Source organism: uncultured Devosia sp. (assembly GCF_913055165.1).
GTDB lineage: Bacteria > Pseudomonadota > Alphaproteobacteria > Rhizobiales > Devosiaceae > Devosia.
The window spans coordinates 1-15,006 of record NZ_CAJXJS010000070.1 but is presented as its reverse complement, the minus strand read 5'-3'; the positions used below and the strand labels follow the sequence as shown (position 1 = coordinate 15,006).

20 protein-coding genes are annotated in these 15,006 nt (G+C 63.1%); 14 read left to right on the top strand and 6 right to left on the bottom strand.

What is annotated here, in order from left to right; translation table 11 throughout:
- From QZ564_RS16850 to QZ564_RS16840, 3 genes are all read left to right on the top strand, one after another.
- A partial coding sequence (locus QZ564_RS16850; RefSeq protein ID WP_297112454.1) for a substrate binding domain-containing protein occupies positions 1-690 on the top strand: 690 nt, incomplete at its 5' end.
- Positions 691-885: 195 nt separating this feature from the next.
- Complete coding sequence (locus QZ564_RS16845; RefSeq protein WP_297112452.1) at positions 886-1,593, top strand: HAD-IA family hydrolase; 708 nt, start codon at positions 886-888, stop codon at positions 1,591-1,593.
- Between the two features lie 24 nt (positions 1,594-1,617).
- On the top strand, positions 1,618-2,088 hold the full coding sequence (locus tag QZ564_RS16840) for a hypothetical protein (RefSeq protein ID WP_297112450.1): 471 nt from the start codon (positions 1,618-1,620) through the stop codon (positions 2,086-2,088).
- Positions 2,089-3,181: 1,093 nt separating this feature from the next.
- Here the strand turns inward: QZ564_RS16840 and QZ564_RS16835 are convergent.
- Entirely contained in the window at positions 3,182-4,384 is a 1,203-nt protein-coding gene (locus QZ564_RS16835; protein ID WP_297112448.1) for a pyridoxal phosphate-dependent aminotransferase, read from the bottom strand.
- 123 nt (positions 4,385-4,507) lie between these two features.
- Positions 4,508-4,924 (bottom strand): DUF4864 domain-containing protein, encoded by a 417-nt coding sequence (locus QZ564_RS16830; protein ID WP_297112446.1) that lies wholly within the window; start codon positions 4,922-4,924, stop codon positions 4,508-4,510.
- A gap of 145 nt (positions 4,925-5,069) precedes the next feature.
- Between QZ564_RS16830 and QZ564_RS16825 the strand changes: the two genes are divergently transcribed.
- Positions 5,070-5,369 (top strand): hypothetical protein, encoded by a 300-nt coding sequence (locus QZ564_RS16825; RefSeq protein ID WP_297112444.1) that lies wholly within the window; start codon positions 5,070-5,072, stop codon positions 5,367-5,369.
- Between the two features lie 132 nt (positions 5,370-5,501).
- Entirely contained in the window at positions 5,502-5,930 is a 429-nt protein-coding gene (locus tag QZ564_RS16820; RefSeq protein WP_297112442.1) for a CBS domain-containing protein, read from the top strand.
- Between the two features lie 7 nt (positions 5,931-5,937).
- On the opposite strand, the gene QZ564_RS16815 is transcribed toward QZ564_RS16820, so the two are convergent.
- Positions 5,938-6,324, bottom strand: a complete 387-nt coding sequence (locus tag QZ564_RS16815; protein ID WP_297112440.1) for a GNAT family N-acetyltransferase — start codon at positions 6,322-6,324, stop codon at positions 5,938-5,940.
- A 127-nt stretch (positions 6,325-6,451) separates the two neighbouring features.
- Between QZ564_RS16815 and QZ564_RS16810 the strand changes: the two genes are divergently transcribed.
- The 3 genes from QZ564_RS16810 to QZ564_RS16800 all read left to right on the top strand — a co-directional run bounded on the left by QZ564_RS16810 (position 6,452) and on the right by QZ564_RS16800 (position 9,519).
- Positions 6,452-7,039 (top strand): Spy/CpxP family protein refolding chaperone, encoded by a 588-nt coding sequence (locus tag QZ564_RS16810; protein ID WP_297112438.1) that lies wholly within the window; start codon positions 6,452-6,454, stop codon positions 7,037-7,039.
- A 171-nt stretch (positions 7,040-7,210) separates the two neighbouring features.
- A complete protein-coding gene (locus tag QZ564_RS16805; RefSeq protein ID WP_297112437.1) occupies positions 7,211-8,443 on the top strand; it encodes an aminotransferase class V-fold PLP-dependent enzyme in 1,233 nt (410 codons plus the stop codon).
- 170 nt (positions 8,444-8,613) lie between these two features.
- Complete coding sequence (locus QZ564_RS16800) at positions 8,614-9,519, top strand: DMT family transporter (RefSeq protein WP_297112435.1); 906 nt, start codon at positions 8,614-8,616, stop codon at positions 9,517-9,519.
- A gap of 5 nt (positions 9,520-9,524) precedes the next feature.
- On the opposite strand, the gene QZ564_RS16795 is transcribed toward QZ564_RS16800, so the two are convergent.
- Both QZ564_RS16795 and QZ564_RS16790 read right to left on the bottom strand, forming a co-directional pair.
- Positions 9,525-9,818 (bottom strand): hypothetical protein, encoded by a 294-nt coding sequence (locus QZ564_RS16795; RefSeq protein ID WP_297112433.1) that lies wholly within the window; start codon positions 9,816-9,818, stop codon positions 9,525-9,527.
- Positions 9,819-9,901: 83 nt separating this feature from the next.
- Positions 9,902-10,291, bottom strand: coding sequence for a DUF2147 domain-containing protein (locus QZ564_RS16790; protein WP_297112431.1), 390 nt, complete (start codon positions 10,289-10,291; stop codon positions 9,902-9,904).
- A 356-nt stretch (positions 10,292-10,647) separates the two neighbouring features.
- Between QZ564_RS16790 and QZ564_RS16785 the strand changes: the two genes are divergently transcribed.
- The 6 genes from QZ564_RS16785 to QZ564_RS16760 all read left to right on the top strand — a co-directional run bounded on the left by QZ564_RS16785 (position 10,648) and on the right by QZ564_RS16760 (position 14,622).
- Positions 10,648-11,244 carry a thymidine kinase gene (locus QZ564_RS16785; protein WP_297112429.1) on the top strand — a complete coding sequence of 199 codons (597 nt, stop codon included), beginning with the start codon at positions 10,648-10,650 and terminating at the stop codon, positions 11,242-11,244.
- 11 nt (positions 11,245-11,255) lie between these two features.
- Entirely contained in the window at positions 11,256-11,645 is a 390-nt protein-coding gene (gene yciA / locus QZ564_RS16780; protein WP_297112427.1) for an acyl-CoA thioester hydrolase YciA, read from the top strand.
- A 224-nt stretch (positions 11,646-11,869) separates the two neighbouring features.
- Entirely contained in the window at positions 11,870-12,526 is a 657-nt protein-coding gene (locus tag QZ564_RS16775; protein WP_297112425.1) for an SH3 domain-containing protein, read from the top strand.
- Positions 12,527-12,632: 106 nt separating this feature from the next.
- The gene (locus tag QZ564_RS16770) at positions 12,633-13,205 is read left to right on the top strand and encodes a peptidase inhibitor family I36 protein (RefSeq protein WP_297112423.1); all 573 of its coding nucleotides are present in this window, start codon (positions 12,633-12,635) and stop codon (positions 13,203-13,205) included.
- Between the two features lie 246 nt (positions 13,206-13,451).
- Positions 13,452-14,099 carry an SH3 domain-containing protein gene (locus QZ564_RS16765; RefSeq protein WP_297112420.1) on the top strand — a complete coding sequence of 216 codons (648 nt, stop codon included), beginning with the start codon at positions 13,452-13,454 and terminating at the stop codon, positions 14,097-14,099.
- A gap of 148 nt (positions 14,100-14,247) precedes the next feature.
- The gene (locus tag QZ564_RS16760) at positions 14,248-14,622 is read left to right on the top strand and encodes a hypothetical protein (RefSeq protein WP_297112418.1); all 375 of its coding nucleotides are present in this window, start codon (positions 14,248-14,250) and stop codon (positions 14,620-14,622) included.
- Positions 14,623-14,662: 40 nt separating this feature from the next.
- Here QZ564_RS16760 and QZ564_RS16755 read toward each other — a convergent pair.
- Positions 14,663-15,006 (bottom strand): hypothetical protein (locus QZ564_RS16755; protein WP_297112416.1); only part of this gene is annotated, 344 nt, incomplete at its 5' end.

Here is a 15,006-nt window from a genome sequence, read left to right as displayed (position 1 = left end):
GCCCATCGCATGCATTGGGAATTGCAGCAGGTCGAAACCCAGATGTCCGAAAGCCAGGACGTCCCCACCGGCCCGCTCATCGTCACCACCACAGTGGGTATCGGCTCGACCTGGCTCAGCTCGCGCCTGGACGAATTCCTCAAGCTCTATCCGCTGATCCAGCTCGAAATCCGTCTTAACGACGCCGAACTCGATCTGGCCATGCGCGAAGCCGACGTGGCCATCCGCCTGCACCGGCCGAACCAGTCCGAAATGATCCAGCGCAAGCTGTTCACAGTCCACAACCACTTCTACGCCTCCAACACCTATGTGGACGAACACGGCACTCCGTCCTCGCCGGAGGATTTGGACAATCACCGGATCATCAGCTTCGGCGAGCCGGTGCCGTCCTATCTGGGCGACATCAACTATCTCGAACGCATGGGGCGATCGGATTCCAGCCCTCGCCGCGCCGCCCTGCGCGTCAATGCCATATACGGCATGATGCAGGCCTGCCGCGCCGGCATCGGCATCGCCATGCTCCCCGACTATGTGACCGAAAAAGAAGACGGGCTCATCCAGATCCTGCCCGAGATCGAACTGCCGGCCTACGAGGCCTATTTCGTCTATCCCCCGGCCCTAAAGAATTCCAAACGCGTCGGCGTCTTCCGCGACTTCTTGGTCTCCAAGGCGCGCGAGTGGTCGTTCTAGACAGACGTCAATTGCGAGCGCAGCAGACACCTCACCCTCATTCCCTCCCCATCATGGGGAGGGAGGCGCAAGACTGAGAGACTTGTGTTCATCCCCTCCCTCCCCCTTGTGGGGAGGGTAGCGTCGCTAGACCCGCAGGGTCGTAGCAAAGCTGGGTGGGGGGTGGCTTAAGGCCTTTGCCCCGAGGAGCAACCCATGCCCCGCATCACCACCATCGCCCTCGATGCCGATGACACGCTCTGGCAGAACGAACAGTTCTTCCGCCTGACCGAGCAGCGCTTCTCCGACCTTCTACGCGACTACACCGACGCACCCGATCTCACTGAACGCCTGATCTCCGCCACTGCCCGCAACCTGCAATTCTACGGCTTTGGCGCCAAGGGCTTTGCCCTGTCCATGGTCGAGACGGCCCTGGAGGTCACCGACCATCGCGTCCCTGGGACGGTCATCGCCGAAATCCTCGCCGCCGCCCGCGAACTGGTCAATTTCCCCATCGAGACCTTGCCCTATGTCGATCAGGCGCTTGAGCAATTGCAGGACCGCTATCGCCTGATCCTCGTCACCAAGGGCGACCTCTTCGATCAGGAGCGCAAGCTGGCTGCATCCGGTCTCGCCGATTATTTCGCCGCTGTCGAAGTGGTCTCGGACAAGTCCGAACCTGTCTATCGCCGCATCTTCGAGCGTCATACCGAGGGTGCCGAACACACCATCATGGCCGGCAATTCTCTCAAGTCCGATATCCTGCCCGCCCTGAACGCCGGCGCTTTCGCCGCCTATGTGCCGCACGACCTCACCTGGTCCTATGAGCACGCCGAAGAACCAGCGAACGAGCCCCGCTATGTCCGCATCGAGCACCTCGGCCAGTTGCAGGAGGCCATCGACCGGTTCGAGGCCTTGCGCTAGTCTCCGCCAATCACGGAGGCCCCGATGCGTCTTCAAATCCTGCTCGCAGCTTTCGCCGCTACTCTGCCACTACCTGCCATTGCAGACAGTTCCACCGCCGAGGCCGTGGCGGGCACGTTTTGCGCGGCCATGCTGGACGGCACCCCGGATCCAACGACCATGGTAACGCCAGCGCTTGGCGAGATGATCGCCACCGCCCTTGCCCGCAACGCGGACATCCAGGCGACCGCGCCTGATGAGAAACCGCCGCTTGGCGACGGCATCCCATGGTCCAGTTGGCCTGACCGCCCCGACACCTGCGAAATCGAGTTGACCGAGGCTTATGACGGCGCCGCCATGGTCAACATAACCTACGGCTTCTCCGGCGCCCCGGAAGCCAGCTATACCGATACGCTTGTCCTGATGGAGGGAGAAGCGGCCTGGGCGATCGATGATGTCATCCTTGCCGACAACCAGACCCTGCGTGGTCTGCTGACAACGGTGTTTGACCCCTAGCCCCTGTGGCAGCCGGTCGCAGCCGGAAATCGCACATTGATTTTCTTAATCTATTTCCGCCAGCATGCATCCAGCGCATGGCTGACATGATCCCGTCGGTCTTGGCGGATGAGGCAGGTGCCCCTATATGCCCCCTCATCACAGCGGGTGTTTCTCCTCCCTCCCTTGCGCCCGCTGCGTTCCCTCCTGACAGATCCCTGATCTGTCCTCCTCAGGGCTCCGCTCTCCCCTCGAGCGGGGCCTTTCTTTTTGCTCTGCTGCATAACCTTCCCCCGCCAAAACGCATGGCTGGCATGTCAGTTTCGGGATTGTCTATCTAACCGGTAGAGTTCATATTCAGGACATCGCTGAGGCGCGCTCCGATCTCCTCCTCCCTTCGGACCCCGCATCGCGATACCGGACCGGCGGATCTTCTCCTCCTCCCTGATCCAAGGGTCCATGGCAGAGCGCATACTCCTCCTCCCTTGCTCTCTGCCCCACTTTCGATTTGGCTTCGGCCCTATCATCAGGCCCCATCTGCGGATGGGGCCTTTTTTTCTGGCCCGCTTCGGAACCTGTCGCCAACCTGTCGATTTGCCTATTTGTTGGACAGTTTGCCGCTGTGCCTATTGCATAGCAGTTATGCCCTCCGGGCCATTGCTGACCAAAAGGTCAAAACCTATATTCAAACCATCGACGGGACGCCGCTCCGTATCCTCCTCCCTCGGACCCGCGTTAGTCGATACCGGATCGAAACCGAATCCTCCTCCCTCGGCGACGATCCACCGGTCTGGTGCAAATCCTCCTCCCTTGCATCCGGGCCATCACTTGCGATTTGGCTTCGGCCCTATCATCAGGCTCCAACCTCGGTTGGAGCCTCTTTTTTTGCCGCAATGACGGCAACGGGCCTGCGGGCAAGGCCTGCGAATCTGCATGGCAGCACTTCCGATTGTGCGTTTGTGTCGCAGCCGGCCTTGTTGGATATTGCCTTCAACGGCGGCGTTCGTGGTGACACCGCCTCCTCCAAGGTCAGCGGCTCTGCCGACGGCCGAACGGCCCCGCCCATCCCCTCGGGCGGGGCCATTTTGTTTTTGAGGCGCTGCGAATAAGCGCGTCAGGCAATCCCCGCGCAAAACCCTTGAATGCGCTTCACCGCTTCTTCCAGCTCCGCAGTGCTCGCCGCATAGCTCAGCCGGAAATGTCCCGGCAAGCCGAACGCCGTGCCGTGCACCAGCGCCACGCCGGTCTCTTCCAGCAGCGCCATCACGAAATCTTCGTCGGTATCGAGCTTTGTCCCGCCCGCGCTGGTCTTGCCGAGCAAGCGCTGGCACGAGGGGAACACATAGAACGCTCCCTCCGGCGTCAGGCAGTCGAGCCCGGTATTGGCGTTAAGCCCGGCCACCACCAGGTCGCGCCGCGCCTGGAACACCTTGCGCCAGTCGGCCAGGAAATCCTGCGGCCCATTCAGCGCCTCCACCGCCGCCCATTGCGAAATCGAGCTGGGATTGGTGGTCGACTGCCCCTGCAGCTTGGTCATCGCCGCCAGCAGGGGCTTGGGGCCGGTGCAATAGCCAATGCGCCAGCCGGTCATGGCATGCGACTTGGAAACCCCGTTCATTGTGAGGGTCCTGGCCTGCAGCCTGGGCTCTACCTGGGCGATGGTGGCAAAGGTCCGACCGTCATAAACCAGTGCCTCATAGATATCGTCGGTCAGGATATGAACATGCGGATGCCGCATCAGCACCTCCGCCAACCCCTTCAATTCCTCTGCCGAATAGGCCGCGCCGGTCGGGTTCGATGGCGTGTTGAGGATCAGCCACTTGGTTTTCGGCGTGATCGCGGCGTCCAGCACCCCGGGCTTGAGCTTGAACCCGGTCGAGGCATCGGCCACCGCGAACACCGGTTCGGCCCCGCACAGCCGCACGATTTCCGGATAGCTCACCCAATAGGGCACAGGCACGACCACTTCGTCGCCGGGGTTGAGCGTCGCCATCAGCGCATTGAAAATGATCTGCTTTCCACCCGATCCGACGAAGCAATCCGCCGCCGTAACATCGAGCCCATTGTCCCGCCGAAACTTGGCCGCCACCGCTTCCTTGAGCTCGGCAATGCCGTCCACATTGGTGTAGCGCGTTTTGCCCTCGTCCATGGCGCGCTTGGCCGCGTCACGGACATGCTCGGGCGTATCGAAATCCGGCTCGCCGGCGGAAAGGGCAATGATGTCCCGGCCCTCCGCCGCCATCACCCGCGCTTTCTGGCTGATCGCCACGGTCGCCGACGGCGCCACGCGCCCCAATGCCTCGGACAGAAAACCCATCATCGCCTCCGGTCGGTGCATGCGGGGCAACCGCCCACGATAGCGACATGCAACACTAATCTTGTCGGCAAGGGTTTAGTCCATCACCCCCCACGCTGCGAAGGGGTTTCACCGCACATGCAACTAAATTCCGATCGACGGCGTACTGCGCAGCACCACGCCCTGCACGCGCCAACCTTCATCGCGTTCGTCGGCAAGCTGGTACACCGCCTCCCAGACACGTCCATCTGCGTCGATCAGTTCGACTTCCTGCAGCACCACGCCCGGTGCCAGTTCCCGATAATCGCCGAAACTGTGCACGCGTGACTTCCCGATCGGACCGTAGCCGGATCGGGCAACATCCTCGGCAAAGCGCTGCGGATCGTTTTGGTAATTGGCCCGAAAAGCTGCGCCAGCGAAGGAGAGGGCCGCCTCGCCATCCCCGCTGCGCAGTGCCACGATCTGCCCGGTAATGGTTTCTCGCCAGGCCGTTTCGATCTCCTGGGCCAATGTCGGCGCCAGCATGATCACACTCAGAACCAGGGTCCAGACAGCACGCATCACCCGTCTCCCTTATTGCGGGCGGACGGCGTCCGCCACAGTTCTGCCCTCAAATGGTCCCGTCCTCACCCCCGTCGTTCCACACTGGTACCGCTTTTCGGTGCTTTCGTGGCAGCATCGGAAGCGAGGACAAGACGTCGATCCCATGCACTTATCTACGTCCCCCAGGCGCAAAAGTTTCAGGCTCGCGGCCCTGTTTGGCGCAATTGGCTCCACTGTGGCGATTGCAGCCGCACTGCTCATCGGTGTGGCACCCGCCCAGGCGGCCAATTTCGCTGCCCAGCCTGACACGCAGATTGCGGTCTTCATGGTGCCGCTTACCCTGCTGGTCCTGGTCCTGCTCTTCGAGGTCGCGCGCTTTGTCTGGCGCGGCCCCCTGCCGGCCCAACCTCCTGCCCGCCTGACGCGTCGCCCGGATTGGTCGAGCGCCGAAGGCAAGAGTTGAGCTTCGCGACAACGTTTCCCCCTGACGACCCACTGGCCGGCCTCAGCGCCGGCCGTTTCTTTTGACTTTCGCCCTATTGCGGACAGCGGGAGGCGGGTCCACACTTCTCTTCCATTTCAGGAGGACTGGCCCATGCATGTCGATACCATCCTGCAATCCAAGGGTGTTGCGGTACACACCCTGCCGCGAACCGGCACCTTGGCCGATGCGGTTGCCCTGCTCAACAGGCACAATATCGGTGCGGTCGTCATCACCGATGACAATGAGCGCATCGTCGGCATCCTGTCCGAGCGGGACATTGTCCGTCAGCTCGGCAAGAACCCCTCTGGCGCCCTCTCGCTCTCCATCGCCGATTGCATGACCAAGGGCGTGGTCACCGCCGAACGCACCACCACCATTGACGAGGTCATGGAAGCCATGACCCAGCGCCGCATCCGCCACATGCCCATCGCCGAAAACGGCGTGCTTGTCGGCATCATTTCCATTGGCGACGTGGTCAAGCTCAAGATCGCTGAAGTCGAGCATGAGGCCGAAGCCCTGCGCGAATACATCGCAAGCTGATCGTCCCCTATTTCAGCCGCATCAGCCCTGCAGCCGTCGGTCCAAATCCGCACGCGCGGTAGAACCCGTCCAGATGCGGCTCGAAATCGACATGCAGCCATGCCACGCCGCTCCCGCGTGCAAACTCCGCCGCCTGCCGAACCAGTTCGGTAGCGATGCCGCGGCGGCGGAAATCCGGATCGACGCTGGTATCGAGGATGAAGGCGTGAAGCCCCCCGTCCCAGGCCAGATTGACAAACCCGACCAGACGGCCATCGCTGAAGGCCCCCAGATGCGCCAGGCTCCGCTCGAGCACGCGATCATATCCCACCGGCACCCCACTACCCCAGGCTCGCGCCCAAAAGGCGTCGAGCACCGACCGGGTCGGACGCGGATTGCTGACATAGTCGATCAAGGACGCCACCTCACCTTACCAATCTCTCCAACTCTTCATCTGCTCGCAAGGTCGTGAAGAGCTGCACTTCCCTAAGGTCACATCCATGCCGGTTACCGGCGATATCCCATGCAAAGGATGAACGACCATGAAGTCCATTACCACCACCGCAATTGTTGCCCTGCTGACCGCCTCCATCGGCCTGGGCGCCGTCGCTCCGGCCCTCGCGCAGAACGCCCCCGCGGCCACATCCGCAGAGACCCAGTCCGCTGGCGAACGCGGTTTCCGCAACGGCCCCGGCATGCGCCACGGCGGCGGCCAAGGCGGCTTCTTCAATTTCGAACGCGGTGCTGAAGGCATCGAGATTGCCATCGTCCGCTTGAGCCACGCCATCGACCTCACCGACGAGCAGGCCGTCCTGCTCGAAGACCTCAAGACCGATGCCCTGGCGGCCGCCGCCGCCTTCGAGGCGGCCACCGATGGCCTCCGTCCGGTCCGCCCTGCAGACGGTGAAACGACCGAACGCCCGGACCTGACAGAGCGCTTCGATAACCGTATCGCCATCGAATCGGCGCGCCTGGCCGCGCTGGAGGCCGTCCAGCCTGCCTTCACTGCTTTCTTCGGCAGCCTCACCGATGAGCAGAAGGCCGAACTCGTCCCCGAACGCGGCGAACGCATGGCCGGCATGGGCAAGCAGCACGGAGGCCAGCGCCCGATGGGGTCCGGCAACCGCTGATACCATACGATCGGTTCGCCGCCTCCTTCGTCGGTGAACCGTCTCCAGCAACGCCTGCCAATCGCCCCCAAGCCGGCGGGCGTTGCCGAACCCCGGTCCTCAACGGCCGGGGTTTGCTTTTGCCACGCCCTCGACTACCAGTGAACCTGAGCTTTTTCTCGCGGGCATTTCATGACCACTCTCCCCCTCGATCCGACACGCATTCGTGCCCTGTTCCCGGCCTTTGCTGAGCCGAGCCTGGCCGGCCAGGCCTTTTTCGAGAATGCCGGTGGCTCCTACACCGCCCAGACCACGCTCGACATCCTCGATCACTATTATCGCGCCACCAAGGTGCAGCCCTATGGTGTCTACGCGGCCTCCGAGGCCGCCGGCAAAGCCATGGATCGCGCCTATGAGCGGATCGCGCAGGCGCTCAACGTGTCCGCCGACTGGATCCATATCGGCCCGTCCAGTTCCGCCAATACCTATGTACTCGGCAAGGCCTTTGGCGATTGGCTCAAGCCCGGGGACGCCATCATCGTCACCAACCAGGACCATGAAGCCAATACTGGCAATTGGCGGCGCCTGGCCGATCGGGGCATTGAAGTGCGCGAATGGCGCGTGGATTCAGAAACCGGCCGGCTTTCGCTCGATGCTCTTGATGCTCTGCTCGACGGCACCGTCAGACTCGTCGCCGCACCGCATTGCTCCAATATTGTTGGCGAGATCAACCCGATCGCCGAAATCGCGGATCGCGTCCATGCCATCGGCGCCATGCTGGCGGTCGATGGCGTCAGCTATGCCCCGCACGGCCTGCCGGACCTCACCGCGCTCGGCGCCGATATCTATTTCTTCTCGGCCTACAAGACCTATGGCCCCCATCAGGGTGTCATGGCCATCCGCCCCGATCTCGCCAGGGCCCTCCCCAATCAGGGCCATTTCTTCAACGACGCCAAGCTGCGCTACCGCCTGACCCCGGCGGGCCCCGACCATGCGCAGATCGCCGCCACCGCCGGCATCGTCGACTATCTCGAGCAGATCGCTCAGCTTGCGCCCGCCAGCATCGAGGGTGCCGATCCTTTCCGCCGTGCCCATGCAGCCATGCGCGCCCAGGAAATCGCCTTGGCCACGCCGCTGCTCGATCATCTACGCAGCCGCAATGATATCCGTCTCATCGGCCCGTCCGACCCTACCCTGCGCGCCCCCACGATCTCGCTCCTCCACAAGGAGCCGGGCATCGACATCGCCCGCCGCCTTGCGCGTCACGGCGTCATGGCGTCCGGCGGCAATTTCTACGCCGTACGGCTCCTCGAAGCCCTCGGCATCGACCCGCACAATCACGGTGTCCTGCGCCTGTCCTTCGTGCACTATACGACACCCGAGGAAATCCAGCAGCTCATCACCGCGCTCGACGCCGAGCTTTAGTGCTTGGACCTTGGCCTTGGCGCCACCCCACCCTCAATCCTTCCCCATCAAGGGGAGGGAAGCGCAGGGCGCAGTGCTAGTGTTCATCGACTCCCCCTGAGGGGAGGGATCTAGGGTGGGGGTTCAGGCCTCGCCCGGTCCAACAAGCCCATAGAGAGCCCCTTCCCCCCATGTCCCGTCCAATCGCCTCCGCGCTTCTTCTGCTCTGCACCATGTTCTGGGGATTTGCCTTCATCGCCCAAAAATCGGCGATGGACGCCATGGGGCCGCTGACCTTTGCCGGTGTTCGCTTTCTCATTGGCGGGCTGCTCATCCTGCCGTTGGCCCTGCACGAGCTGCGCCGCAAGGCCATTCGTCTCACCGGAACCCACTGGTTCTTCATTCTGGCCATGAGCACGGTCTTCTTCCTCGGCTCCTGGCTGCAGCAGGCGGGCCTGGCCACGACGACGGCCACCAATGGCGGATTTCTCACCGGGCTCTACGTGTTCTTCGTGCCCCTGCTTGGCTTCCTGCTCTTCCGCACCCGCCCGCATCCCATCATTTTCGCTGGCGTACCGCTGGCCCTGGTGGGTATCTATTTCCTCAATGGCGGCGGGCTCGACAGCTTCAACGCCGGGGACTGGCTCATCGTCTTCAGCGCTATTTTCTGGGCCATGCACGTGATCCTGCTCGGCCACGTCGCGAAAATGACCGGCCTGCCGATCTTCGTTTCCTCCGTCAGCTTCCTCGTCGCCGGCATTGCCGCCAGCACCATTGCCCTGCCCACCGAGGCGCCAACCCTGGCCGCCATTTCCGCCGGCTGGATCGAAATCGCCTATGCGGCCGTGCTCTCCACGGCGGTGGGCTTCACCCTGCAGGCCGTCGGCCAGCAACATGTCCCGGCGGCCAATGCCGCCATCATTCTCTCGGCCGAAAGCCTCTTTGCGGCGCTGGGCGCGGCCGTCGTCCTGGGCGAGCGCCTGCCTGCGGTCGGTTATGCCGGCGCGGCGCTGATCTTTGCCGCCATCCTTCTGGTCGAAGCCATTCCGCCCCTATGGGCCCGCCGCAGGGTGCATGTGCCGCGCACGGTGAACTGAAGCTCCTAATCCGCGTAGCGGTACATCTGGTAACTTTTGCAGATGACGAAGGCCACGCAACCCTTGAGCGTGATCTGGTCTTCGCTGACCTGGGTGATCGTTCCGGCCGCGCTCTGCCCGTAAATATGCAGTTCTCCTTGCCATTGGCCGGGCTGCGTCTGCACCGCATGGTCGATCAGCATGGTGTTGAGATAGGGCAGGTTTTCCGCATTGTCCGCGCCATTGCCCAGCCAGATGAGTTCCGCGCAAAGCTGGGTGCCGTCACCGCACAGGGTCACGTCATAGCGGGAATCCCGCATTTCGATTTCCCAAACACCCACCGGAGACGCCACGGCGCCAAATGTCGTCGTCAAGGACAGTGCCGCTGCCAGTACCACCCGCATCATGGCGCATGCCGATACATCTGGTAGGTCTTGCACACGACCAGGAATGCGCAACCCGACAGGGTCATGTGGTTTTCGCTGCGCTGGGTGATGGTGCCGCTCAACTGGTGACCGAACAGGTGCAGCGTGCCCTTCCACCGCCCTGGCCCCGAAGGCGCCAGCGCCTCGGCCATGGGGCGGTTGAGATAGGGCTTGTATTGCTCATTATAGTCGGCGTCCGAAAGCCACACCAGTTCGCCGCAGAGCCGCGTTCCGTCCCCACATAGGTCGAGCGCAAAGCGCGTATCCCGCGTTTCCAGCTCCCACACCCCGGCAGGCGAGGCGGCCGCGGGCAAAATGGGGAGACACAGGAGTACAATTGCGGCCACGCGGCGCACAAGTCTGGACATGATTGGCCTCTGACAGTTCTGCTGCGTCAAGCCTGACCTCCCCCATATGAACCCAAGCTGAACAATGGATGCCTGTAATAAATCTGCCGATGCATTAGTGCCGTCACTTGCCTGTCATCTTGCCTCTCTAGGGTCCGGCCTATCCCGGCTCCCCCCATTGGCCAGGATTGCCGGCCCCGCGTCCCCAACGCCGCGCCGGCATCGGAGGGCCCGGACCGCCAACCCCCGGCCTTCCCGACCGACAAGATCGGTCCTGGCCGCCTCAGGGCGGCCTTTTTTTGTGGACCGCCCCGGATTTCGCCTCGCGCCCGAACCGCCCCTGGGTCACAAGTGAAATCCCAGTTTCCGGCGCGACCATGGCCAAGCTCTATTTTTCCTATGCGGCAATGAATGCCGGCAAGTCCACCTTGCTGCTGCAGGCGGCCTATAACTACCGCGAGCGTGGCATGCGCCCCCTCCTCTACACCTCCGCGCTCTACGCTGAGGAAGGGGTGGGCCTGATCACCTCCCGCATCGGCATCGCAGAAGAGGCCGAACTCTATGCGGCCGGTGACGACCTCTACCAGTCCATCCGCGACTATCATGAGGAATCCAGGGTCGACTGCGTCTTTGTCGACGAGGCCCAGTTCCTCACGCGCGAGCAGGTCTGGCAGCTTGCCCGCGTCGCCGACCGGCTCAACATACCCATAATGTGCTATGGCTTGCGGACCGATTTTCAGGGCAAGCTCTTTCCCGGCTCCATGGAGCTTCTGGCCATAGCCGACGCCCTGCGCGAAATCCGCACCATCTGTACCTGCGGCGCCAAGGCGACAATGGTTGTGCGCCAGGACATGTCGGGCCGGGTCCTCACCGATGGCGACCAGGTTGCGATCGAGAAATCCGTCTACCTGTCCCTCTGCCGCAAGCATTGGGAAGAAGCTGTCGGTCGCTGGCCGGTGAAGCGACCCGAATAGGAGCCTTATCGATGCAGAACGACGCCACCGAACCCAAGGGCGCCCTGACCATCCGCACCCTCGCCATGCCCGCCGACACCAATCCGGCAGGCGACATCTTCGGCGGCTGGGTCATGAGCCAGATGGACATCGCCGGCGCCATTGCCGCTGTGGAGCGAGCCAGGGGCCGCGTCGTGACCGTGGCGGTGGAAGCCATGACCTTCATTGCGCCGGTCAAGGTGGGGGACGTGCTCTGCGTCTATGCCGAGATCGAGCGCGTCGGCAACACCTCGATCACCGTGGGGCTGGAGGCGTGGGTGCGCCGCAACCGGCTGGCTGATCGCACCAAGGTAACCGAGGCGCGCTTCGTCTATGTCTCCCTGGACGAAAACGGTCAGAAGCGACCCATCCCCACGACCTGATCGCTTTCGCTGGCCGTTCAGCCTGCGTTCAGCCAGACCCGGCTAAATGTTTTCCCGATGCATATGCGCCGGGGCAAATGGATACTTGTCGATCCTGCAATAGATCCCCCGGAACTCTTTGCGTCAGGACTTCGTTTCTGGAGTCACCAACAATAGGCGCGGCCGCCGAATAGCGTCGTCCCGGAGGTCCGGGACCGGCAAGGCCAAGCCCGGAGGAAAGTGTCATGCATCGTCAGACCCGCAAGAAACTTCTGAACCTGGCCACCGGCGTCGCCGTGGCCGCCGCGGCCGTCGTGGTGTTCCTGCCAGCAGCCCAGGCGGCCCCCGGCACCGTCACGACCAATGTCAATGTGCGCTCGGGCCCGGGCACCGGCTATGCCGTGGTCGACGTGGCGCGCGCCGGTCAGCAAGTGGATGTCCAGCGCTGCCAGGGTTCGTGGTGCTATATCGTCAAGCCCGGTCCCGACGGCTGGGTTTCGGCCAACTATCTCAGCGCCAGCGGCCGTCCTGTGAACCCGTCCAATCCGGGCATCTCCTTCGGCTTCACCATCGGCGGACCGGATGGCCCGCAGATCAGCATCGGTGTCGGCAATCAGCCGCAGCCGCGTCCCCCGCGTCCCCCGGTCATTCAGCCCGTCTATGAAGACGTCTGCTTCTATGACCGCACCCGCTTCCGCGGCGACAGCTTCTGCATGGAAGAAGGCCAGGCGATCCGCGACCTGGGTGGCTGGACAGATCGTATTTCGTCTTTCGACAACCCCGATGGCCTGGAAGTTCAGGTCTGCTCGCAGTCGGGCTTCCGCTCCTGCCGGATTTACACCACAGGCGCCTCCTCGCTGGGCGATTTCGACGACTACATCGCCTCTGTCCGCGTCCGCTAAGTTAAAGACAAGTCGAACATTGCGCCGCCCCGAAACGGGCGGCGCTTTACTTTGGAGCAATTGCCAAGCAGGCTAGGCCCGCCCGCAAACAAAGGTGGAAATCGCCATGCGCTCCTTCGTCGCCATTGTCTTTGCCTTAGCCTGCTCGCTGCTCCCTGCCCTCCCCGCTCTGTCCGCGCCCATGGGCGGCAGCCACGGCTGGAGCCGCGAAACCCTGGTCCTGCGCGCCGGACCGGGCAATGCCTATGCCATCACCGGTGAGATTGCCGGCGACCAGGCCATTCGCATCCAGCGCTGTCAGGGCAATTGGTGCAATGTCTATGGCCCGGGCGGCCATGGCTGGACCGGCAAGGTCGCCGTCGATTTCGGCAAGGATCCCCACTGGCCCATTCTCGACCCCGACAACAACTGGCCCGATATCGAGGGCGGCAGCATGTGCTTCTACGAAGGCACGCACTACACCGGCCGCTCCTTCTGCGCTGGCACCGGCGAAGTTTTCCGCGACCTCGCCCTATGGGGCTGGGACAACCGCATCTCCTCGGTAAAGGTCACCGTGGGCACCAGCGCCGCGCTCTGCCGCGACCGCTTCTTCCAGTCCTATTGCGAACGCATCGCCGAAAGCCAGCCGATCCTCGACCGTTATCTCTTGCGCAATCTCTCCTCAATCCGGCTGTACTGAGTTACCCGATATCAGTGCGACGACGTCCCGGCCCTGAGCCGGGGCCCCGGTTCTAGACGGCTCGGGCCGACGCCCGCGGGCCTGCCCCGTTCAGCTTCAACTGTCTCGCGGCCCGGTTTGCGGGCACTCACCCTGCATCTCCCTAAACACCGCATTCAGCGCTGGTTCAGCGCGAAAGGCGCCTAATCCCTCTCACCAAGCGCACCGCAAAAGCGGCCGCACGCAACAACTGATGAGGGAAACCCCATGTCCAACAATCGCAAGCTCTTCGGCGCCATTCTGGCCGCCACCACCCTGCTCACCACCCTGGCCGCAACGGCCGCCCCGGGCGTTGCCACAGGCAATGTCAATGTCCGCACCGGCCCTGGCACGGGCTATGCCAAGGTTGGCGTCCTGCCTGCTGGCGAATATGTCGATGTCAAGCAGTGCCAGGGCTCCTGGTGCTTTGTCGACCGCGCCTCGGGCACGGACGGCTGGGTCTCCAAGAATTACCTCGCCCCCGCTGGTGGTGGTGGTGGTGGAGGCGGCGGTGGCGGAAGCAGTGAAGACATTCCGTTCAACTTCGGCGTAACGGTCGGCCCGGGCGGTCCAAGTTTCTCCTTCGGTATCGGCGATGCGCCGCCACCCCCACCCGCTCCTCCCGCGCCGGCCCAGGCCTGTTTCTTCAAGGGCAACAACTTTACCGGCGCCCAGTTCTGCGTCGCCGCCGGTACTGACGACCCGCACCTGCCGGGCGGATGGAATGACTCCATCTCCTCCATTCGCCTGCAGGGCGGCGCCAAGGTCACCGTATGCAAGAACAATTGGTATGCCGGCGCCTGCACCACCTACAGCAACGACAAGCCGCTGCTGGGCACCTACAACAACAAGATCTCGAGCTATCAGGTCTTCTGATAACAGCCGAGCAAGACAAGGAGGCGCCGTCTTCATGACGGTGCCTCTTTTATACCTCTTCCGCCGGCCCTGCGGCAGGAATAGCCTTCAGATGTGCGCAGAGTCGCCACCCCGGCGTCTCGCGCCACATTTTGGGGGGACTCTCACCATGCCAGCACTGGCACAACTCTATTTCCGCACGGCCATATTGTTCCTGATCGCCGGGATCAGCATCGGCATCTTCATGTCCATCAGCGGCAATCACGCCGTCATGGGCGCCCATGCGCACATAAACCTGCTCGGCTGGGTCACCAGCGCCCTGTTCGGCACCTATCTCGCGCTCAACCCTGCCAAGGCGGCCGGCCTGCTGCCCCGGCTGCAATATGGCGTCTATGTCCTGGGCGTCCTGGCCATGGGCACGTCGCTCTACCTGATGCTTGACGGCAATGCGAGCATCGAACCCGTCGTCGCCGTCAGCTCTTTGGTGGCGTTTGCCGGCGTCCTTCTGTTCGCCGTCATCATCTTCATGCCAGCCCGAAGCTGAATGTGAACTGGCGCGTTGGCGATCAGCGTCAACGCGCCGGCTACGCGGCCGCCCGTCCAGCGACGCGATTGGTCAGCGTCTCGAGATCCTTGAGCAAGTCGCGATAAGGTTCCAGATCACTGCCCCGGCACAAATCCTGCTGCGCAAAGATCAGCGCATCGGCATAGCACACCGCTTCGGCCGGCTTGAGCGGCACACCATCGACGGCCACCGCATCCAGGCAGTCGAAGCTGTGCATCGCCACTTCGGTCAGCAGATGCAGTCCTGCCAGCCCGGCGAGGTCCCGGGTCAGCGCGGCCCAATCGCACCCCTGGTCAACTTTCGTTGCGTCCCAGTTCTGCAATAGCTCCACCAGCGGAATAACCGCAGAACCGATCTGCTGTT